General features: G+C 44.9%; 17 protein-coding genes. 1 reads left to right on the forward strand and 16 read right to left on the reverse strand.

Annotation, left to right across the window (positions count from 1 at the left end; genetic code table 11):
• Window positions 1-642: 642 nt before the first annotated feature.
• The 16 genes from AC1EKT_RS04620 to AC1EKT_RS04695 form a co-directional block, all read right to left on the reverse strand.
• Complete coding sequence (locus AC1EKT_RS04620) at window positions 643-2325, reverse strand: CTP synthase (protein ID WP_415683362.1); 1683 nt, start codon at window positions 2323-2325, stop codon at window positions 643-645.
• Between the two features lie 62 nt (window positions 2326-2387).
• The gene (gene aroQ, locus AC1EKT_RS04625; protein WP_076002657.1) at window positions 2388-2843 is read right to left on the reverse strand and encodes a type II 3-dehydroquinate dehydratase; all 456 of its coding nucleotides are present in this window, start codon (window positions 2841-2843) and stop codon (window positions 2388-2390) included.
• A gap of 19 nt (window positions 2844-2862) precedes the next feature.
• Entirely contained in the window at window positions 2863-4545 is a 1683-nt protein-coding gene (locus tag AC1EKT_RS04630; protein WP_481616070.1) for a bifunctional shikimate kinase/3-dehydroquinate synthase, read from the reverse strand.
• Entirely contained in the window at window positions 4542-5729 is a 1188-nt protein-coding gene (aroC, locus tag AC1EKT_RS04635; RefSeq protein WP_419398957.1) for a chorismate synthase, read from the reverse strand. Before aroC ends, AC1EKT_RS04630 begins: the two co-directional genes overlap by 4 nt.
• A 49-nt stretch (window positions 5730-5778) precedes the next feature.
• Window positions 5779-6285 (reverse strand): peptidase A24, encoded by a 507-nt coding sequence (locus tag AC1EKT_RS04640; protein WP_481616071.1) that lies wholly within the window; start codon window positions 6283-6285, stop codon window positions 5779-5781.
• Window positions 6286-6367: 82 nt separating this feature from the next.
• A complete protein-coding gene (mltG, locus tag AC1EKT_RS04645; RefSeq protein ID WP_421790168.1) occupies window positions 6368-7546 on the reverse strand; it encodes an endolytic transglycosylase MltG in 1179 nt (392 codons plus the stop codon).
• A 45-nt stretch (window positions 7547-7591) separates the two neighbouring features.
• The gene (ruvX, locus tag AC1EKT_RS04650; RefSeq protein ID WP_004119274.1) at window positions 7592-8056 is read right to left on the reverse strand and encodes a Holliday junction resolvase RuvX; all 465 of its coding nucleotides are present in this window, start codon (window positions 8054-8056) and stop codon (window positions 7592-7594) included.
• Window positions 8057-8111: 55 nt separating this feature from the next.
• Window positions 8112-10796 (reverse strand): alanine--tRNA ligase, encoded by a 2685-nt coding sequence (alaS, locus tag AC1EKT_RS04655; RefSeq protein WP_421784549.1) that lies wholly within the window; start codon window positions 10794-10796, stop codon window positions 8112-8114.
• 206 nt (window positions 10797-11002) lie between these two features.
• Window positions 11003-11248, reverse strand: a complete 246-nt coding sequence (locus AC1EKT_RS04660) for a hypothetical protein (RefSeq protein WP_004105270.1) — start codon at window positions 11246-11248, stop codon at window positions 11003-11005.
• Window positions 11248-11694 carry a DUF948 domain-containing protein gene (locus tag AC1EKT_RS04665; RefSeq protein WP_421790170.1) on the reverse strand — a complete coding sequence of 149 codons (447 nt, stop codon included), beginning with the start codon at window positions 11692-11694 and terminating at the stop codon, window positions 11248-11250. The genes AC1EKT_RS04660 and AC1EKT_RS04665 overlap by 1 nt, the downstream gene beginning before the upstream one ends.
• Window positions 11695-11841: 147 nt before the next feature.
• Window positions 11842-12516: a histidine phosphatase family protein gene (locus AC1EKT_RS04670; RefSeq protein WP_415687648.1), complete on the reverse strand. Its 675-nt coding sequence runs from the start codon at window positions 12514-12516 to the stop codon at window positions 11842-11844.
• Window positions 12517-12987: 471 nt separating this feature from the next.
• Window positions 12988-13614 carry a 30S ribosomal protein S4 gene (rpsD, locus tag AC1EKT_RS04675; RefSeq protein ID WP_004105277.1) on the reverse strand — a complete coding sequence of 209 codons (627 nt, stop codon included), beginning with the start codon at window positions 13612-13614 and terminating at the stop codon, window positions 12988-12990.
• Window positions 13615-13871: 257 nt separating this feature from the next.
• Window positions 13872-14675: an ABC transporter ATP-binding protein gene (locus tag AC1EKT_RS04680; protein ID WP_481616072.1), complete on the reverse strand. Its 804-nt coding sequence runs from the start codon at window positions 14673-14675 to the stop codon at window positions 13872-13874.
• Between the two features lie 2 nt (window positions 14676-14677).
• On the reverse strand, window positions 14678-15889 hold the full coding sequence (locus AC1EKT_RS04685) for an FtsX-like permease family protein (protein WP_481616073.1): 1212 nt from the start codon (window positions 15887-15889) through the stop codon (window positions 14678-14680).
• Window positions 15890-15927: 38 nt separating this feature from the next.
• Entirely contained in the window at window positions 15928-16341 is a 414-nt protein-coding gene (locus AC1EKT_RS04690) for a DUF4418 family protein (protein ID WP_415683350.1), read from the reverse strand.
• 142 nt (window positions 16342-16483) lie between these two features.
• The gene (locus AC1EKT_RS04695; protein ID WP_481616074.1) at window positions 16484-19492 is read right to left on the reverse strand and encodes an ATP-dependent helicase; all 3009 of its coding nucleotides are present in this window, start codon (window positions 19490-19492) and stop codon (window positions 16484-16486) included.
• Window positions 19493-19680: 188 nt separating this feature from the next.
• Here AC1EKT_RS04695 and AC1EKT_RS04700 point away from each other — a divergent pair, with 188 nt between their 5' ends.
• Window positions 19681-20262, forward strand: coding sequence for a xanthine phosphoribosyltransferase (locus AC1EKT_RS04700; RefSeq protein WP_004110321.1), 582 nt, complete (start codon window positions 19681-19683; stop codon window positions 20260-20262).
• The last annotated feature ends 193 nt before the right edge of the window (window positions 20263-20455 follow it).

Genomic DNA, 20455 nt, shown 5'->3' on the forward strand with positions numbered 1-20455 from the left:
GTATCGCTCATATTGCCAGCATCATTCATATTGCCAGCATCGCTAATATTGCTAGTATCGCTCATAAAGCCTGTAACACCTCCATACTTAACGCACACCTGCGCGCGGTACGTATCAATTGGCAAAAGCTGCTCCCCAAGCGCTACTTTTGCACTCTCCCCACTCAATTATCACCTATCTAAGGTTACCGCGTAATGCGATTTCTTGGTATAGCCGTGTTATGAGCAAAACGTAATGTTTATCACAATCTAATAAAACAAAACGGCAGAAACTTTACAGCGTTGTCAAGAAAAGGTCGTATTCTCGCCAAAAAACGACAGAAACTTTACGCGCATGTAAAGAAAAAGTCGGCTACACACCAAAAAACGGCAGAAACTTTACGCGCGTGTAAAGAAAAAGTCGGCTACACACCAAAAAACGGCAGAAACTTTACGCGCGTGTAAAGAAAAGGTCGTTTGCGAATGAAAAAGCGGTAAAACTTAGGAAAACCAAGTCTTACCGCTTATTTCTATTTACTTAATTCTTACTTAAGCACTACTTAAGCTTTCTTAATTCTTACTTAAGCCTTACTTAAGCTTTCTTAATTCTTACTTAAGCCTTACTTAAGCCTTACTTAAGCCTTACTTAAGCCTTACTTAAGCCTTACTTATCAGCCTTACTACTAGCAGCAGCTTCCTGATGTTCCAAAGCAGCCGCGACCAATCCTGCAAACAGAGGATGAGGCTTAGTTGGGCGAGACTTAAACTCTGGATGAGCTTGAGTTGCTACGTAGAATGGGTGAACTTCCTTTGGAAGCTCCACAAACTCAGTCAAGTTACCATCTGGGCTTTGACCGCTAATACGCAAACCGGCTTCACGCAAACGATCCTTATACGCCACGTTCACTTCATAACGGTGGCGGTGACGCTCAGTAACATGCGTAGAGCCGTAAAGCTCGGCAACAATCGAGCCTTCCTCAAGCGTTGCAGGGTAAGAGCCGAGTCGCATTGTGTGACCCATATCTCCCTTACCAGCCACAATATCCTTCTGCTCTTCCATAGTTGCGATTACTGGATCGCCACAATCCTTTTCGAACTCAGTGGAATTAGCATCCTCAAGTCCAAGCACGTGACGAGCGTACTCAATAACCATGGACTGCAAACCAAGGCAAAGACCAAGCGTTGGCAAACCGTGCTCGCGAGCGTAACGCAAAGCGCCAATCTTTCCTTCAATACCGCGAATTCCGAAGCCGCCTGGAATAACCATGCCGTCCATTTGGTCAAGAGCCGCAGCTGCACCTTCTTGAGTTTCGCACTTGTCGGCAGCAACCCAGCGCACGTTAACCTTAGCCCAGTTTGCAAAACCGCCAGCCTTAATAGCCTCGGTAACAGAAAGATAAGCATCCGGCAAATCAATATACTTTCCAACGATTGCAATGTTTAGCTCATGCTTTGGATGATGCACGCGCTCAAGCAAATCTTCCCACTCGTTCCAATCAACATCGTGGAATGGAAGCTCAAGCTCACGAACAACGTAAGCGTCCAAGCCCTCGTTGAACAAAATCTTCGGCACATCGTAAATGCTTGGAGCGTCAACGCAGTTTACAACGCCTTCAGCATCGACATCGCACATAAGCGAAATCTTGTCTTTAATAGCCTGATTAAGCGGACGATCGGAGCGCAAAACAAGCGCGTCTGGAGAAATACCAAGCTGACGCAGCATCATCACAGAATGTTGAGTTGGCTTAGTCTTCAACTCGTGCGCTGCAGCAATATAAGGTACCAAAGAAACGTGCACAAACATGCAGTTTTCAGGACCTAAATCGCGACGAACTTCGCGAGCGGCCTCCAAGAATGGCTGGGATTCAATATCGCCAACTGTTCCGCCGATTTCCGTAATAATCACGTCTACATCGTCGGAAGCTTGCGCGCGCATACGCGACTTAATTTCGCCAGTAATATGCGGAATAACTTGCACGCACTGACCCAAATATTCGCCAGCACGCTCCTTACGAAGCACAGATTGATAAATCTGACCTGTAGTTACATTCGCTTTCTGGCTTAAGAAAACATCGAGGAATCGCTCGTAATGACCAATATCGAGATCTGTTTCTGCGCCGTCTTCCGTAACATAGACTTCGCCATGCTGGAATGGGTTCATTGTACCCGGGTCAACATTGATATAAGGGTCGAGTTTTTGTTGTAATACATGCAATCCGCGACTGCGTAAAAGTCGGCCTAAAGATGATGCTGTAAGGCCTTTTCCGAGGGACGAAACTACGCCACCAGTGACAAAAATATGCTTTGTAATATGCTCCTGAGAGTTACCATGTTGTCTTCTAACCATGGAACTCCATAGTATCTTCGAGCCTCGACGCTGGGTGTTGATTCGCAAAAAATCGAACAAAATCAAACAAGATGCGCAACGGCTTCCAAAGCGAGCTTATAACCGTACAATCCCATGCCTGTAATAGTGCCGGTTGCAACAGGACTAATTACGCTAATTTTACGAAAAGCATCGCGCGCAGCAGGATTAGAAATATGCACTTCCATGAGCGGAACTCCAGCATCCAAAACCATGTGAGCAGCGTCCGCGAGCGCGTAACTGTAGTGCGTAAAAGCGGCAGGATTCATAACAACAGGCGTATGAGTATCGGCAGCTTCGTGCATCCAGTGAACCATTTGCGCTTCGTCGTCACTTTGGCGCACTTCTACTTCAAACCCAAGTTCCGCACCCCACTTTTCGCATTTCTCGCGCAAAGTTTCAAAGTTCTCACTACCGTACACGTCCGGCTGGCGCACGCCTAAACGACCTAAATTCGGTCCGTTTACAACAAGCACTTTTTTTGTATGCTGATTTTCCATTTTTACCTCGCAAGATTAATTAATTTTGCTTATAAACGCGCTCAAAAGCTTCACGAACAGCTTCAATAGGCGGATTGTCTAAATGAATAGGATTCGAAATACCATCCAAAATTACGAAACGTAGCATGTTGCCGCGCGCTTTTTTATCGCGATGCATAAGGTTAAGCACACACTCAAAAGCAACATCAGTATCTTTTGCGCACTGCCACGAAGTTGGCAATCCAAGCGAATCTAAAAGCGAACGATGATACTCAACGTCTCCCGCATCCAAATATCCTAAAATTTGCGCAAGCTCTGCCGCAAAAACCATTCCAACAGCAACAGCGTTTCCGTGACGCCAACGGAAGTGCTCAATCTGCTCAATTGCGTGGCCAAGCGTATGGCCGTAGTTCAAAAACTCGCGCAACCCCTGCTCTTTTAAATCGCTCGATACGTGATACGCCTTTACTTTAACTGTTCGTTCAATAAGCTCCACGAGCAGTTCGTGAAGTTCGTTATTATTTTCTAAATCATCACCATTAAATTCACGCAAAAGCCTCGCGTTATTGGCATCGCTAAGAATCTTCAAAATTTCGCCGTCGCGAATAAAACCAGATTTTGCAACCTCACCCAAGCCTTCAATAAGAATATCGTTTGGAAGAGTTGCAAGCGTAGAAGTATCTGCTAAAACGCCAGCTGGAGTGTAAAAGCTGCCGACTAGATTCTTTCCAGCATCCGTATTAATACCAGTTTTACCGCCAGTAGACGCGTCAACCATCGCAAGAAGCGAAGTAGGGCAGTTTACATAGCGAATTCCACGCATCCAAGTTGCAGCAACAAAGCCAGCGACATCCGTTGCTGCTCCTCCGCCTAAACCAACAATTGCATCCGAACGAGTAAAACCAGCTTCTGCCAGGTTAGCCCACAATCCGCTTGCAACTTTAATAGTTTTTCCAGCTTCTGCATCCGGAATTAACATGTCGAAAACTTCGTAACCAGCTTGGCGCAAAATAGTTCGAGCTTTGTCGCTATGACGCTGAACAGGTTGCGTGTGAACTAACGCCACTCTAACCGGCTTAGTTCCAAGCATTTGCGGCAGAAGTTGCATTGCACCGTCGCCAATTCGCACATCGTATGGTTCAATTCCTTCACCTGTTACGTGCACAATACGTTGCATAATCATGCTCCTTAATTTTTCTGCAGCCATATACGGAGTCGAACCTTTTGTTTGCATGTGTATATTCGATACCGCTCTAAAAACAGGGTCTCTCTGCTCAAATAATTCCATCCAACGCTTTTGCGCGTCTTCTCCAGAAAACATAGGACGATTATTATTCCAGCTTGCGCGCTCAATAGCCTCTTTAGCATTTGCTTGCAAATACACAACGCGACCGCCCCTACGCATATACTCACGCAAAACTTTTTGAGTTTCTTCACGCATAGGCGCACCGCCACCAAGCGAAACTATTCCTTTTGTAGAATCTTCTGTAGGCGTATCTCCTAAAATTGCTTCTCGCACTATGCGAGCTTCTATTTCGCGAAAAGCATCCTGACCATATTCTTCGAAATATTGCGGTATTGACATATCAATATCGCACTCGATCATGTCATCTGTATCATAAAAAGGCAGATTCATAAGATGCGCAACTTCGCGGCCAACGCGCGTTTTTCCAGCAGCAGGCATGCCAATAATAACGGCTAGCGGAAGTTTAGTGCTGCTCATTTCATATTCTCCGGCCAGGAAGCTATGTAAGACTCCACATTTCGGCGCGTTTCTTGCAAAGAATCTCCGCCGAATTTTTCCAAAGCATACTTAGCTAAAGTAAGCCTTACCATCGCTTCTGCAACTACGGAAGCAGCTGGCACAGCAGTGAAATCGGAGCGCTGATTAATAGCTTGAGCAGCTTCGCCAGTAAGCACGTCTACTGTGCGCAAAGCGCGTGGAATAGACGGAATTGGCTTCATTGCAGCACGCACGCGAATAATTTCGCCGTTCGACATTCCGCCTTCAATTCCGCCAGCTCGATTAGTAAGACGCTTAATTTTCCCGTTTTCGTCTGTTACCATTTCGTCGTGCGCGGCTGATCCGGGGCGATCTGCTTCTGCAAAACCGTCTCCAATTTCCACGCCTTTAATAGCCTGAATTCCCATAATCGCGCTCGCGAGAGCTGCATCCAAGCGACGATCCGACTCAACGTATGTGCCAACTCCTGCAGGCATGCCGTAAGCAAGTACTTCCACTACTCCACCGAGCGTATCTGCATTTGCTTTTGCTTCGTCGATGCGAGCCATCATTCGCTCTTGCGCATCTTTGTCGAGAGTGCGAACTGGAGAAGCATCCAGAGCAGCGACATCGTCTGGTGTTGGTAAAGCTAAACTTTTGTTAGTGTATTCGCCGCCGATGCCAATAACGTGCGCAACAGTGCGCACACCCAAAGCCTGCTGCAAAAACGCATCAGCAATAGCACCCAAAGCCACACGAGAAGCTGTTTCCCTAGCACTCGAGCGCTCCAAAACTTCGCGAGCATCATTAAAACCGTACTTACGCATGCCTGTTAAATCAGCATGACCTGGGCGAGGACGGCTCAAAGGAGCATTTCTGCCAACTTGCTCAACCTCGTGATCCAAAGGATCTGCACTCATTACTTCAGTCCACTTTGGCCACTCTGTATTTGCGATTTCTACAGCAACCGGAGAACCAAGCGTTACGCCGTGGCGAACTCCAGTTAAAAGACGCACTTTGTCTTGCTCAAACTTCATGCGCGCGCCACGACCATAACCAAGGCGACGACGAGCAAGTGCCGAAACCACATCGTTGCTAGTAATATGCACGCCAGCCGGCAAACCTTCAATCATGGCTACTAACGCTTCACCGTGCGACTCCCCTGCCGTTTGCCATCTAAGCATGCCATTTCTCCATTCTCAAGTAATTTACGCGTCTAAATACTCTACTCTACTAACTACCAAGTATTGAGCGGGTTGTTATTGACAGCAATGCTGCGAGTATTGCAGATATTGCTTCTACTGGTACGAATGGTATTAATACGTTTGTTGGCGAGCAGATTTTGCAGTAAATTTTCCATAGTAAAAGCCAAAGTAAGCCAACTGCTCCAACTAAAGCAAACCAGTAAATTAAGCAGTCAAAGCCGAATAATACCAAGGATTGTGCAATCATTGACGCGCTCGTAACATCTCCGAAACCAATAGCATTTTTTGCGGAAATTTTTCGCATACTCCAGTAAATTACAAAAATAATTACGCAAGAAATCCAGCCAAAAATCAGCACGCTAATATTCTCAAACAAAATAATCGAATATATAAGATTCGCAAAAGATTGAAAAATTCCTGCAATAACAACCCAAAGTCTTGGCACTACGCGACTTTTTATGTCGGTTGCGCAAACTGAAATTAAGCACACAAGCGTTGGTAGCGCCGATAGTATCGTAATAATTATTTGCTTCATTAAAGCAGATTACGAAAACCTACAAAACTGTTACAACCCCAAAACATCTATGTGGTTAAAAGCTATATTTTTATTTAACAGTTTAGTTGCCTTCAGGATTGTTGCGCTTGTACTCGTCGCGGAATTTCAAAAAGTCGTCTTTGTTGTCCGCAAACTTCGTTTCACCAGTCTTCAAATTCGTGGTGACAAAGTAAAGCCACGGACCGTCTTGAGGCTTAATGGTTGCAAGCAAAGCGTTGTCTCCAGCAATACCAATAGGCGTAGGGGTCAAACCCTTATGAATACGCGTATTATACGGATTATTTGCATCGTCAAGCATTGCTTGCGTAAGTTTAATAGGCTTTACTCCAGCGCCGTAGCCAACAGTAGAATCCATTCCTAACGGCATATCTTTTGCCAAACGATTCAGTATTACGCGAATAACTTTGCCATAATATTCGCGATTATTCACTTCAGCTTCGGCAATAGACGCCATAATTAAGGCTTTTTCTCTATCTTTGCCTTTAGGAATTCCAAGAGAATCAAGTTTTTCGATACGCTTTTTTACCATTGCGGAAAGAATAGCATCCGCACTTTTCATAGCTTTTACGTTATAAACTCCAGGCTCTAGCCAGCCTTCAACGCTACCGTTTGCTTCAGCAGGCAAAATTCCTGCGGCACCATCAGCTAACGCAGCCTTGAATTTATCTAAACTTATTCCAGATAATGTTGAAGCTTTTTGCAAAACGTCTGCTGCGTGATCCCCTGCACGAACATCAAGGAATCCGCCTGCTTTTGTTTGATCTGAAAGAATATCAACTACATCAATAGCAGCCATATGTTTTTTCAGTGAGTAAACGCCAGGATACAAAATTTTATTATTTGCAGAAACAGCTGAAGTGAATGCAGCTTGCGATTTAACGACATTCGCTTTCACTAGTTTTTCAGCAACATTAATAGCGCCTTCGCCAGTATCGACTGTAAACTCAACAGATCCATAACCAGGACCTGGCCAATCTGCAACAGCTTCACTGTTCTGAGACAATCGCCACGCACGCACAGCACTGTATCCAACGTAACCAACAACACATAGCACGAACACAATCAATATAGCTAAAACTGCTTTTGCTCGACGTTTACGTTTCTTTGCAGCAAGACGCGCTTTTGCTCGTTTTCGAGATTTTCCTGACGAATCTGAACCGTTAGAAGCAGAAGAAGGAGAATCATCATGCTCAGTCCATTGTGCATGATTGTCAAAGAACTCATCAAAACTGTCAGACATTTGACACTCCTTTTCTACTTTCTAACTCTTATTTACTTACTTTTACTAGTTTTGTTGCGCATATTTTGAATCGAGAGCAGACTGCAAAATCAACACTGCAGACTGCTGATCTACCATTGGGCGATGCTTTTTAGTAGAAAGATCCGCTTGCAAAAGCTGGCGATGAGCACTTACTGTTGTTAAACGCTCATCTTTCCAAACTACTTCTGGCATATAATCCAACGCCCAATCTTTTTCGTCATGCAATATTTGCATGCGTTTTATTAGATTCTTTCCCCAGCGCAGAGCTTTTTTAGCAGATTTTCCTTCAGTGCCATCGAGTTGCAAAGGCAAGCCTATAACAACTTTTTCTACATTGTTATCTTCAATAACTTCAAGCACTTCATCTATAGCACGGAAGGAATCTCCAAACACTTGCACATTGCCAATAGGATGCGCAAAAGTGAGGCCAGGGTCGGAAAGTGCAAGTCCGACCCTTGCGTCACCTAAATCAATACCTAACCACACCATGTTTCGTGTTGCTTTTGGTATAGATTCGTAAATTTTTTAAACTGTAAGACACGCACTAGGCGAGCTTAGCTACTTCTGATTTCGCAGCTTCGAGAGCTTCATCAATCTTAGAAGCGTCTGTACCACCGCCCTGAGCGAAGTCTGGCTTGCCGCCACCGCCGCCACCAAGAACCTTGGAAGCAGTACGAACCAAGTCACCAGCCTTAGCACCAAGACCGCGAGCAGCTTCGTTTGTGGCGACTGCAATCATTGGTCGATCGTCTTCATTAACACCAGCAAGCGCAACAACCACTGGAGCATCTTCACCTAAACGAGCGCGAATATCTAGAACTGTCTTACGCAAAGCATCGAATGAGCCAAAGTTGCCAACATTCTTAAGAGCCAACTTAACTTTTTCGTTACTATTCTTTGCTTCATCAACTAATGTTGGTACAGCTTCATTTAATTGAGCTTCGTAAACAGATGCGAGCTTACGATCAGAATCCTTCATCTTGTTAAGCAAAGATTCCAAACGTTCAGCCAACTCGTCTGGACGCGCGTTAACCATGTCTGCTAATTGCGCAACCAAAGTGTGCTCACGAGCGCCATACTCGTACGCAGCTTCACCGCAAAGAGCATCAATTCTGCGCACGCCAGAGCCAATAGAAGACTCGGAAAGAATAGTTACCATACCAATCTTTCCGGTGCTCTTAGCATGAGTACCGCCGCAAAGCTCACGGCTCCAACCGTCGCCGATTTCAACAACGCGCACAACATCGCCGTACTTTTCGCCGAACAAGTGCATTGCTCCAAGCTTAAAAGCGTCGTCGATTGGCATTTCCTTAGGAACTACTTGCAAGTCGTCGCGAATACGCTCGTTTACGCGAGCTTCAACGCGAGAAAGCGCATCCTTATCAACAGCCTTTGGCCACTGGAAGTCGAAGCGCAAACGATCTGGATCAACCACAGAACCGCGCTGAGTTGCCTGAGGGCCAAGCTCTTCGCGCAAAGCCTTGTGAAGCGTGTGAGTAGCGGTGTGAGAACGCGCCAAAGCAGCCCTGCGAACCTGATCAATATTCGTGTTTACAGGAGAGCCAACGCTCAAAGTACCTTCAGTAAGTCGGCAGCTGTGAACAATCAAATCCTTGATTGGACGCTGAACGTCGTCAACTTCCAAAATTGCGCCGTCGTCGGAAATAATCTCACCCTGGTCAGCAATCTGACCGCCACGCTCAGCGTAGAATGGCGTGCGATCGAGAATAACCTCAACGTTTGCAGGAGCAGTAACGCTTTTAACAGAGCCCTTGCCTGCTTCAACAATTGCCAAAACGTTTGAACGGCTTGAGAAGTCAGTGTAACCGAGGAAGTCGATTGGCTTTTCAAGAGCCTTCTTAATATCGTCGTAAACGCTAACGTCCACATTGTGACGCTTCTTCAAAGCATCAGCGCGAGCGCGACCTTTCTGCTCGCTCATAAGCTCGCGGAACTTAGCTTCGTCGACCTTAACACCCTGCTCGGCTGCCATCTCAAGAGTAAGCTCAATCGGGAAGCCGTAAGTGTCGTGCAAAGTGAATGCGTCGGAGCCGCCAACCATAGGGTCATCCTTGTGCTCTTTCTTAGCTTTTTCAACAGCCAAGTCGAGAATAGTTGTGCCCTTTTCAAGAGTGCGACGGAAAGCATCCTCTTCACCGTAAGCTGCTTCGCTAACCTCGTGGAAAGTATCGTTAAGCTCTGGATAGCTTGGTTCCATAGCAGCCTTAGAAACTGGGAACAACGTTGGCAAAACTGGATCTTGAACGCCAAGCATGCGCATTGCGCGAACAGTTCTGCGAAGAAGACGACGAAGCACATAGCCACGGCCAACATTACTTGGGCGCACGCCATCACTCATAATCATCAAAGCGGAACGCACGTGATCTGCTACAACGCGGAAACGCACGTCAGCATCATTATTATCGCCGTACTTTACGCCACTAAGCTTTTCTGCAGCTTCAATAACTGGGTAAACTTCGTCAGTTTCGTAAATATTTTCCTTACCTTGCATAAGGTAAGCCAAACGCTCCAAACCAGCGCCAGTATCAATATTCTTTTGATCGAGTTCGCCAGCAATATGCAAATCAGTCTTAGATTTGACGTTATCTACCTGGTAATTTTCGAAAACCAAATCCCAAATCTCAATAAAGCGAGATTCGTCAGCAGCCGGGCCTCCGTCGCGACCATACTTAGGACCGCGATCCACGTAGATTTCGGAGCATGGGCCGCCAGGACCAGGGCCGCCTGTAGTCCAGAAGTTATCTTCCATACCGAAAACTTGCATATGCTCTGGGTCGAAGCCTTCGTTCTTCCAAATTGCGCGAGCTTCATCGTCGTCAGTATAAGTAGTAACCCAAAGCTTTTCAGGGTCAAAACCGTAGCCGCCCTTATCTTGCGGAGTTGTTAAAAGCTCCCAAGCGTAGTGAATAGCTTCCTCTTTAAAATAATCACCAAACGAGAAGTTACCAACCATCTGGAAGAAGGTGCCGTGACGAGTAGTCTTACCAACTTCGTCAATATCTAGAGTGCGAACGCACTTCTGATTCGAAGCCATACGACGCGAAGGAGGCGTCTGCTCACCAAGCAAGTAAGGAATAAACGGCACCATGCCGGCAATAGTAAACAATGTTGTTGGGTTCGGCGAAATAAGAGAAGCCGAAGGAACAACCATATGACCATTCTTGGCAAAATAGTCAAGATAACGCTTTGCAATTTCTGCTGTGCGCATACGTACGAACTCCTTGTGTAATTTTTAGCAAGACCCACGCAAACCGTCACAAATAACCGTCACAAACAAAAGCCACATGCAACGCTCACACGAAATCGTGCCGCATGACGCACGACGCAATCATGCAAACATTCAATATAGTACTTCAATACTTAACTTAACTAAACTTAGCAAAGTAACGAAATTATGAAAAACTCGTTTTTTATTTAAAATTCCCTATTTCTACGATTAGCATAACGAGAATTAAGCTCAGCTTCATGCTCTTTACGGCTAGTATTGAAATCTTTAAACAATCCCATTACTGTGCGCAATGTGATATTTTTCGGTTCCTCATCAAATATAAAACGACTAGCAGAAGACGGCATTTTTGCTTTGACATATGCACGAGCCTTCGTAACTGTAAGAACACCAATTACAATGCCAACAAACATCCAAAATAAACGCTTGAACATTACTCCCCCCTGCTTGCATTCTTAGTTGCATTCTTGTCAGAGGATTCTTTTGAAGCGTTACGATTGGCACTATTCTTGTCTGTTGGCACAGTCGGCTTATTGAAGAAAGAAGAAACAGTATCTTTTAGAGCGTAACCGGCAGCTGCAATTTTTACGAGCGGTTTTCCAAGGAAAGCACCATACAAATCTGTTAGAGCACTAATATTTGTAACGGTTGTGCGAGTAGCTCCTGAAACAGCGTTTACGTCGTCAAGAGTCTTATTAACTTGCTTAATAGTTGTAACAGACTCATCGATTGCCGGCATTGCATGCTCGCCCGACTCTTTAATTGTTTTCGCAATCTGATCAAACAATCTGCCTAATCTGATTAACGGATAAATCAAAAAGCCAGAAAGCACGGCAAACGCAATCGCAGCAATAATAGCAGCTATGTCTCCAACGCTCATCGTAACCTCTTTCTATACCATTTTGCATGAGATTTCGCAGTATCAAAAGCCATACAACAGCAAATCAAACTACGTACTAAAACCCTTCGCAATGACTTAAGATTAACGAACGGTAAAGACGCATATAACAAAGTTAAAAAGTAGAATCTACTCGTTATAGCCTCGAATAGTAATGGCATTATCAATAGGTTTGGTAGTGTCAAAATCAAGTCTGGTTACGCTTCCGTTTTGAGGGCGTTCGCTTAAATCGTAGCCTGCAGGCGCAAAACGGTGCATAAGACTTAGTAAAGTGTTGCCATGCGAAATTTGCAAAACATTATCTCCATCGTTAAGCGAAGAATTTGAAGCAATTAACGCAAAACCTTCTTCTACGCGAGTCCAATATTCGATATCCGACTCGGCATCGTGGAAAGGATCCGCTTCTTTAAGCATGTCACGAGTGGCTGCAAGCCCAAACTTTTCAACGATTTCGTTGTAGGTGTGCGCTCCGTTAGGCGCTCCCGCAGCCCACCAAGCCATTTGCATATCTTGACCTTCAAAATAGCCGTAGCATTGCTCGCGAAAATGCATGTCACTTATAAGCGTCGGGCGCGCGTTACCGGCAGCTTCATTTGCGTCGAGAATACGTTGTGCTGTGATTTGCGCACGAGTAGTATCCGAGCAGTAAGCTGCAGCAAAAGCAATATTCTCCAGCTTTTTTGCGGCCGTGTCCGCATCTTTCAAACCTTTTTCAGTAAGCGGAGAATTGGACCAGCCTTGCAGACGATTATAGCGATTAAATAGCGTCTGTCCGTGACGCACTAAATAAAGATGCAGCAACATATCTCCATTATTGCACTACGCGGTACATATGTTTTAATTGCGATTTTGTTTAATGTGGCGCGAGTTTTGACTGGTGTTTGGCTGGCGGGTTTCTTGTGTGGCTGTGTGATATAGGAATTACTTGTCTCGCAGCGCTCCGCTCTTATACCTTACTTGGACTTAAAGGTTGCATAGTTAAGTTTAGTTTTTTACTTACTTTCTTTCAAAAATAGTTATTTATCAACAAGATATTACTATCGTTCCGCTTTTATATTGCTCGACCAAGCAATTCCTATCTCCCACTACTAGTAAAACCGCTAGTGTTTTTTGGTGTGGTAGGAAGAGTGCTTGGCGTAGTGTGTGCAGCAGCACGGATGCTAGTGTTCTCTAAACAACAGAAATCAGCGTCCGCAGAGCGCAACGCATTGACCCCTGCCACGCGAATGCGCAACAGGGGTCAAGCGGTATGTCCTTAAGAATTAAATCGGCGAATTAACGAGCGTAGTATTCGACGACGTACTGAATGTTGACTTCAACTGGAATCTGATCGACTTCCGGCTTACGAGTCAAAGTAGCCTTCAAAGAGGCAAGATTCACATCGAGGTAACCAGGAACTGCTGGCAAAACGTCGCGATGAACGCCTTCTGCAGCCATCTGGAATGGAACCATGGTCTGGCTCTTGGCACGAACCTGAATGGTCTGGCCTGGCTTCACACGGTAAGATGGGCGATCGACAAGATTGCCATCAACCAAAATATGACGATGTACAACAAACTGACGAGCCTGGGCGGTGGTGCGAGCAAAGCCTGCGCGCAAAACCAAAGCATCAAGACGAGTTTCCAAATCGGTGAGCATTGCGTCACCGGTCTGGCCTGCAGTGTGCGTACCCTTCTCGTAAGCAGCACGAAGCTGCTTCTCGGAGATGCCGTACTGAGCGCGAAGACGCTGCTTCTCGCGAAGACGTACTGCGTAATCGGACTCGGTGCGACGACGAGTGCGACCGTGCTCACCTGGAGCATATGGACGCTTCTCGAAGATACGCTGAGCCTTTGGGGTCAAAGCGATGCCGAGGGCGCGAGAAAGACGCACCTGACGGCGAGAACGCTGAATATTAGTCATAACTAATCCTTTAATTCTGTCGTTATCTGAACGGAACGTGAACCAAGTTTTTAGTCGATTGCAAAATCGCCTAAAAATTACTCACGCTGAGCCGGCCTCTCCAGTGCTTCTTCGTGCTAACACACGAACGCGCAAGTATTAAAACGTTGAAATAACGCCATAACTACCGCGCGCCGACCCACTGATGGGCTAAGGCTCCAGATGATGCTTACACAAAATAGGCATCGTTTCTAATTCTACACACCCGTAAGAATAAATTAGCGAAGGGAGCCAGAATCCATTGTGTATGTGCGATCCGCACAGCGAGCAGCCTCAACATCGTGAGTTACCATAAGCACTGCCACACCATTTTTTGCAGCCTCGCGCAACATTTTCACCACTATGCGAGTATGCTCTAAATCCAAATCGCCAGTAGGCTCGTCAAGAATAAGAAGCTTCGGATTGTTTATTAGCGCACGCACAATCATTACGCGACGCATTTCACCACCCGAAAGCTCATTTGGGTAGCACCACAGTAAATCTTCAATATGCAATTGCTTGCAAAGTTCTAACGCGCGAGTCTCGTTTGAATCTTCGCTTACTTCAGACTTGCTTACTTCAGACTTACTTACTTCAGACTTGCTTACTTCAGACTTACTTACTTCAGACTTGCTTACTTCACAAGCACTAGCTGCAATTTGCACAGGTAAAAGTATGTTGTCATGCACAGTAAGATTTTGCAAAAGCGTCTGCGATTGCGTCACAAAACCTATATCACATGCGCGCAAACGAGACATCTTGGCATCACTAAAAGTGCGTTCAGAAATCTCTTCGCCGCAAACTTTTACACTTCCATGCGTTGGCTTCAATAACCCAGCAATCAAATTCAGTAAAGTAGATTTTCCGTTACCTGACTTTCCAACGATTGCCACAAAATCGCCGCTATTTAGCGCAAAGCTCACGTTATTTACTGCAAAAAATTTGTGCTTTCTGCGCATAAATTCGCGAGTTACACGAGTAAGCTCAACAACAGGTAAAATATCAAACTCATTACTTGGCAATTTTTGACTCTTATCTTCCATACTTACTCACCTGACCTAAGTGTCAAATACGTTTCACGCATAGCAATACGCAATGTGGTAAGCGCTGAAGCTACAACAACTGCAACAAGCGCAAGCAGCACAGACGCTAACATAAGCACTGCTACTGGTAGCGCAGTCACTTCCAAATACGGAAGCTGCAATTGTTCAGAAATAAGAGAACTGTAAGGGAATAATATAAGACTTGCAGACGCAACACCCAATACTCCGCCAACTAAGCCAAGTATCGCAGATTCCCTAACGACAATGCCTAAAAGCATATTTCTTGTTGTGCCAAGTATGCGAAGAGAAGCAAACTCTTTTTTGCGCTCGTTTACAGATGTTGAAAACACTGCAACTAAAACTAGCAATCCAACTAGCCAGCACGCAGCAATTATAAAAGTCAACGTGCGAGTAAAAACACCAAGATTAGCTTGCGTAGTTGCTGTAATTCCGCCCGGAAAAACTATGCCAATGCTTGAAAGACCAGTTGTTTTGCGAATATTTTTTGCAACTTCTTGCGCGCTGTAACCTTTTTGTACTTTTACGAGAACTGCAGAAACTGCTTTTTTAGCATATTCCTTTGGAATAGCAGTGTGCCCTACTTTCGTTGAATACTCAACTACTTGCGACACACTTTCGCGTCGCACAAACACTGAATTATCAATGCTTGTGCCGGTTTTTGCAAGCTGCGCAGCTACAGGCCATTGGTGCCCAAAAAGACGAACAGTATTCATATAAGACACGATTACATTTGCGCCAGCAATCATTTCGCCTTTTTGTAACTTCTGCTTATGTTGAGAATAAATCCAAGGACCTATAACAAAATCAGAATCGGGATCAAAACCAATAATTTGCAATTTTTCAGCGCAACATCCTGCAGAAAGCGAAGAAATATACGTTTGTGCACTCGCCTTTTGCACACCCGGAGAGCGTCTTACTAAATTCTCAATATCGTTAGTGAAGTAAAAAGTGCTTGAACCACTGTTTGTAAGCAACGCTTCTGCTTTAGTGTGCGTGCCTTGAGGGATAACCATAATATCGGCTCCCATGCGTTCTCGCATACTGTTCAAGCCGCGTTCAAGATTCATAGAAATCAGCGAGCCGCCGAAAAATATTGCAGACAAGCACGCAGATACAACAATAAGTGCAGCAGTGCGCAATGGCTTGCGTTTAAGATTTTCCAGCGGCAATCGCTTTAGCGTAATAGTGCGCATAATTTTGCTTTATTAAGCTTTTCGAACTATTTGAACTATTAGTCTTCTTTATTATCCAAATACACGGAAGCAGCTGCGAACACCAACGCGAGCACAGACAGAACAATCAGCGTTGGGCGCATAACGGATGCACAATGCATCATTGGGCTCTTGCACACGCCAATAAGGAATGTTGTAACAGCGAGCATAAGCAAAGCGTTCACAACTACAGCAATATTTAAACCAATGCGAACATTTTCTTTAACAAATAGCGCAATAATTCCAAGTACTGCAATAACTAAGCCAATTCCAATAGCTGCACGACCTGTGTAGTAGCATGCCATAGGTTGCATCATCATATGCATTTTGTGCATGCCTCCGGTTGAGCATGGCTTTGCAAACGTCAATGGTGCAACGGCAATAAGCAAGCCGAAAATAATTGCAGGAATTGATGCGAATAATTTGTTTTTCATAATTTATACCTCATTAAATGTATGTTTTTATTTTTTAGTGTCACATTTCCCTTAATGCAACACGCTTCTCGGCACCCACACCCGCGAATGCCACGTCCTTGTTAAAAATTTATCTTACATTAAAGTGCATAAATAGAAGATTTTACAATTTCTCGATTGGTGCAACTCTAAGCATTAGTCGCTTTACTCCATCGGAGCCGAAATCGACTGTAATAATTGAGTTTCTGCCCTTATCTTGCGTTGCTAGCACGGTTCCTAATCCGTAAGTATCGTGAGTAATTTTGTCGCCAACTTGGAAGTCTTGAATATTTAGATGATTGTCTTTATTCATAACTGAGGAAGTTGAACCAACTTTTGTTGCGCTTGTTGAAGCAGCAGATTTTGCGGTAACTTTGCGCGTTTTTACTGCACTTGACTTAGACCAATTCGATTTAGAATAAGACGAGCCGTAAGAAGAACCGTAAGAAGAGCCATAAGAAGAGCCATAAGACTTGCTATAAGACTTTCCGTAAGAAGAGCCGTAAGAACTCGAGCCATACGATTTATTTCTTCCGTAAGACTTAGAGCCATGCGATTTTTCAGAACTGTAGCTGCTTCCACCATAAGTTGTTTTTTCACTAAACGCATCGCTATAATCGTCATCCCAGCCGCCGAAATCACTATCAAAATCGCCACCAAAATCACCATCAAAATCGCTATCGAAATCATCGCCGCGCCTAGACGAAGCGCCCCAACGCTCAACATCAGACTCTCTGCGCTTCCAATCAATCAAATTATCTGGAATCTCATCCAAAAACTGGCTTGGAAGCATATCTTGAGCCTGCCCCCATTGCGCACGAACAGCAGCACGCGTAACATACAAACGCTGCTTAGCTCGCGTAATACCAACATAAGCAAGACGACGCTCTTCGCAAAGCTCGCCATCGTCTTCCAAAGCGCGAGAATGCGGAAAAGTTCCCTGCTCCATGCCAGTTAGGAACACAACCGGATACTCCAAGCCCTTAGCTGTGTGAAGCGTCATCAACGTAACTTTACCAGTGTCCTCATTTTCATCCGGCAATTGATCTGAATCAGCCACAAGCGCCGTCGTTTCAAGGAAACCAGCAACACTAGCATCCGGCGTATTCTGCTCATACTCAGCTGCAACCGACTGCAATTGCGACAAATTATCCACGCGAGCGGCATCTTGAGGATCTTCAGAACGTTGCAAATCCTCCAGCAAACCACTGTCGTTCAGTATGCTGTCAATAACTTTAGAAGGTTTCGAGTCATTGTTTTGCATACACGTAATTAAATTGTGCATAAGCTCGCGGAACTCTTTAAGTTTGGTTGCAGTGCGAGTTGGCATGCCTTCGATTGACTCCAAATGTTCCAAAGCTTGCCAGAAGCTAACTCCTTGTGTTTGAGCATAAAGCGTTAGCAAAGCCTCCGCACGCGCTCCAAGCCCACGCTTAGGCACATTCAAAATTCGACGCATATTCACATCGTCATCCGGGTTTGCCATAGATTGCAAGTATGCGAGCGCATCTTTTACTTCGCGTCGCTCGTAAAACTTTGTGCCGCCAACAAGCTGATACGGAAGACCTGCTTTAACGAGCGCATCTTCTAGCGAACGAGACTGCGCATTAGCGCGATACATAATCGCCATATCCGAATAAGCAACGCCCTCTTCACCTGCTAATCGCGCTATTTCCCCAGCAACCCAAGCCGCTTCCTGTTGAGCACTGTCTGCTGCATAACCGGTAATTGGAGCGCCCATACCTAATGCCGTCCACAATTTTTTAGGCTTTCGCCCTTGATTATGCGAAATAACTGCGTTTGCAGCATCCAAAATAGTTTGCGTAGAGCGATAATTTTGCTCAAGCATAATAGTTGTTGCGTTTGGAAAATCTTTTTCAAAGTCTTGAATATTGCGAATATCTGCTCCACGGAAAGCGTAAATCGACTGGTCGGAGTCGCCTACAACTGTGATTGATGCAGGAGTGTTATTTTGCTGAGTTGCATTTGTACTATTTTGTTTTGCATACGCACTATTTTGCTTTACATCCACTCCAGCAAGCTCGCGAATAAGCTCGTATTGAGCGTGATTTGTATCCTGATACTCGTCTACAAGAATATAGCGGAACTTATGGCGGTAATATTGCGCAGCTTCTGGTACTTCTCGCATGAGTTGCACAGTTCGCATAATTAAATCGTCAAAATCAACCGCATTTGCTTGATATAAACGATGCTGATATTCCGCATAAATAGTTGCGTAAACAGCTTCAGAATTGCCAGCGTGCGCAATTTGTTGACCTGCAACACCCGGCTTGTAATCGTTAGCATACATGTCTAGTTGCTCACGCCAAGTGATTAAACTATTTTTGCAATCCGAAATTTTGCCCAAAATGCTACGTGGCGTAAAACGCTTAATATCAACGTTAAGTTCTGTTGCAATAATTTTTACTAATCGCTCGCAATCGGAAGTATCGTAAATAGAAAAGCCTGATTTTAAGCCAATATACTGTCCTGATCTGCGAAGTATTTTCACACATGCAGAATGGAACGTCGAAACCCACATAGTAGTTGCTTCGCTACCAATAAGTTTGCTTAAACGTTCACGCATTTCGGCAGCGGCTTTGTTTGTAAAAGTGATAGCAAGGATTTGGCTTGGCCAGGCACCTTTTTGGCTTAATATCCAAGCTATTCTTCGCGTAAGAACTCGCGTTTTGCCGCTTCCAGCTCCTGCTCCAATAAGCAGTGCAGGTCCGTCGTATTGGACTGCTTGAGATTGTTGCGGATTTAAACCGTCGAGTAGTTTTTGCGCGTCAACTGCAACTCTAGAATGTGCGGAATTTTGGGAATATTCTTGAGATTCTTGGGATTCTTGAGATTCTTGTGATTCTTGAAGAGGCACTTCTTCTTGAGGAGGCACTTCTTCTTGATCAGACGCATATTCTTGCTGCGTAAAATCAGGCTCTTTAGCGTAAGCGTCAGCATACTCATCGTAACTGTAGTTGGCATAATCATTCGCATCCGCAGCATTCTCGTAAAAACTATCGTCAGAATCGAACGAATCAACTGGATTCCCCAACAAATCACTTACATATCCGTAATCGCTATCTTTTGCACTCATATTTGCATTCATACTTGCGCCCATACTTACGCTCATACTTGTACTCCATTAATGCCGCCAATTACCTACGTTTTAGCTCAGCAATAAAACGCCCCCACGTTTTAATTGCGCACGTATTTAATCAGGTTTACCACATGCTGCAGTCGTTTTTACTCGTATTGTGTCACGAACTTGGGTATGCTTGAGCGTACTGCAATGTAATTGTTCGTAAGAAGGGGCACATCGTGCAAGAATTGGAAGAACGCATTCTCCAAGATGGTATCGTAAAACCAGGCAATGTATTAAAAGTAGACGCTTTTTTGAACCACCAGTGCGATGTGAATTTATTTGATCATATGGGAGCCGCTTGGGCTGAGCATTTCCGCGACGCAAATATTACTAAGATTCTTACGATTGAAGCTTCTGGTATTGGAATTGCATGTGTTGCAGCACGTCATTTTGGCGGAGTTCCTGTAGTTTTCGCAAAGAAAGCTCAGTCAATTAATCTCGATGGCGACCAATACGTATCTACGGTATTTTCTTTTACAAAGCAGCGCGAGTTTCCGGTGATTGTGTCGCGTAAGTATTTGAGTGCGGAAGATCGCGTGCTTATTTTGGATGATTTTTTGGCGAACGGCAAAGCTTTGCAAGGATTAATCGACATTTGCAATCATGCTGGAGCTAGCGTTGCCGGCATTGGAATCGCTATCGAAAAGGGCTTCCAAGGTGGTGGAGATGCGCTTCGTGAAGCAGGATATGATTTGGATTCGCTGGCGATTGTTGACGCGATGGATCCTGTTGACGGGTCGATTTCGTTCCGTAAGTAGATAGTGCGCTAGCTTATTTGCAATGTTCTTGGCTTTCGTCTATGAGTTTTGTAACTGATTTAGTTTTTTGGTTTTGACGAGGCTGGAAAATTTGTGTTTGCGTGCGTCCCGTCCTTCGTGCGCTCTGGCTGCTAAAGGCATTTAGTGTGTTCGCCTTTCTTAAAGAATGTAGCTTCTCAGTCCTCTTTTAGCA

It is taken from the genome of Bifidobacterium sp. C0047B3 (assembly GCF_056590535.1).

Bases quoted from the DNA above. Each gene is read 5' to 3' on its own strand.
- AC1EKT_RS04620 (WP_415683362.1), bottom strand. From the start codon at position 2,325: ATGGTTAGAAGACAACATGGTAACTCTCAGGAGCATATTACAAAGCAT.
- aroQ (WP_076002657.1), bottom strand. From the start codon at position 2,843: ATGGAAAATCAGCATACAAAAAAAGTGCTTGTTGTAAACGGACCGAAT.
- AC1EKT_RS04630 (WP_481616070.1), bottom strand. From the start codon at position 4,545: ATGAGCAGCACTAAACTTCCGCTAGCCGTTATTATTGGCATGCCTGCT.
- aroC (WP_419398957.1), bottom strand. From the start codon at position 5,729: ATGCTTAGATGGCAAACGGCAGGGGAGTCGCACGGTGAAGCGTTAGTA.
- AC1EKT_RS04640 (WP_481616071.1), bottom strand. From the start codon at position 6,285: ATGAAGCAAATAATTATTACGATACTATCGGCGCTACCAACGCTTGTG.
- mltG (WP_421790168.1), bottom strand. From the start codon at position 7,546: ATGTCTGACAGTTTTGATGAGTTCTTTGACAATCATGCACAATGGACT.
- ruvX (WP_004119274.1), bottom strand. From the start codon at position 8,056: ATGGTGTGGTTAGGTATTGATTTAGGTGACGCAAGGGTCGGACTTGCA.
- alaS (WP_421784549.1), bottom strand. From the start codon at position 10,796: ATGCGCACAGCAGAAATTGCAAAGCGTTATCTTGACTATTTTGCCAAG.
- AC1EKT_RS04660 (WP_004105270.1), bottom strand. From the start codon at position 11,248: ATGTTCAAGCGTTTATTTTGGATGTTTGTTGGCATTGTAATTGGTGTT.
- AC1EKT_RS04665 (WP_421790170.1), bottom strand. From the start codon at position 11,694: ATGAGCGTTGGAGACATAGCTGCTATTATTGCTGCGATTGCGTTTGCC.
- AC1EKT_RS04670 (WP_415687648.1), bottom strand. From the start codon at position 12,516: ATGTTGCTGCATCTTTATTTAGTGCGTCACGGACAGACGCTATTTAAT.
- rpsD (WP_004105277.1), bottom strand. From the start codon at position 13,614: ATGACTAATATTCAGCGTTCTCGCCGTCAGGTGCGTCTTTCTCGCGCC.
- AC1EKT_RS04680 (WP_481616072.1), bottom strand. From the start codon at position 14,675: ATGGAAGATAAGAGTCAAAAATTGCCAAGTAATGAGTTTGATATTTTA.
- AC1EKT_RS04685 (WP_481616073.1), bottom strand. From the start codon at position 15,889: ATGCGCACTATTACGCTAAAGCGATTGCCGCTGGAAAATCTTAAACGC.
- AC1EKT_RS04690 (WP_415683350.1), bottom strand. From the start codon at position 16,341: ATGAAAAACAAATTATTCGCATCAATTCCTGCAATTATTTTCGGCTTG.
- AC1EKT_RS04695 (WP_481616074.1), bottom strand. From the start codon at position 19,492: ATGAGCGTAAGTATGGGCGCAAGTATGAATGCAAATATGAGTGCAAAA.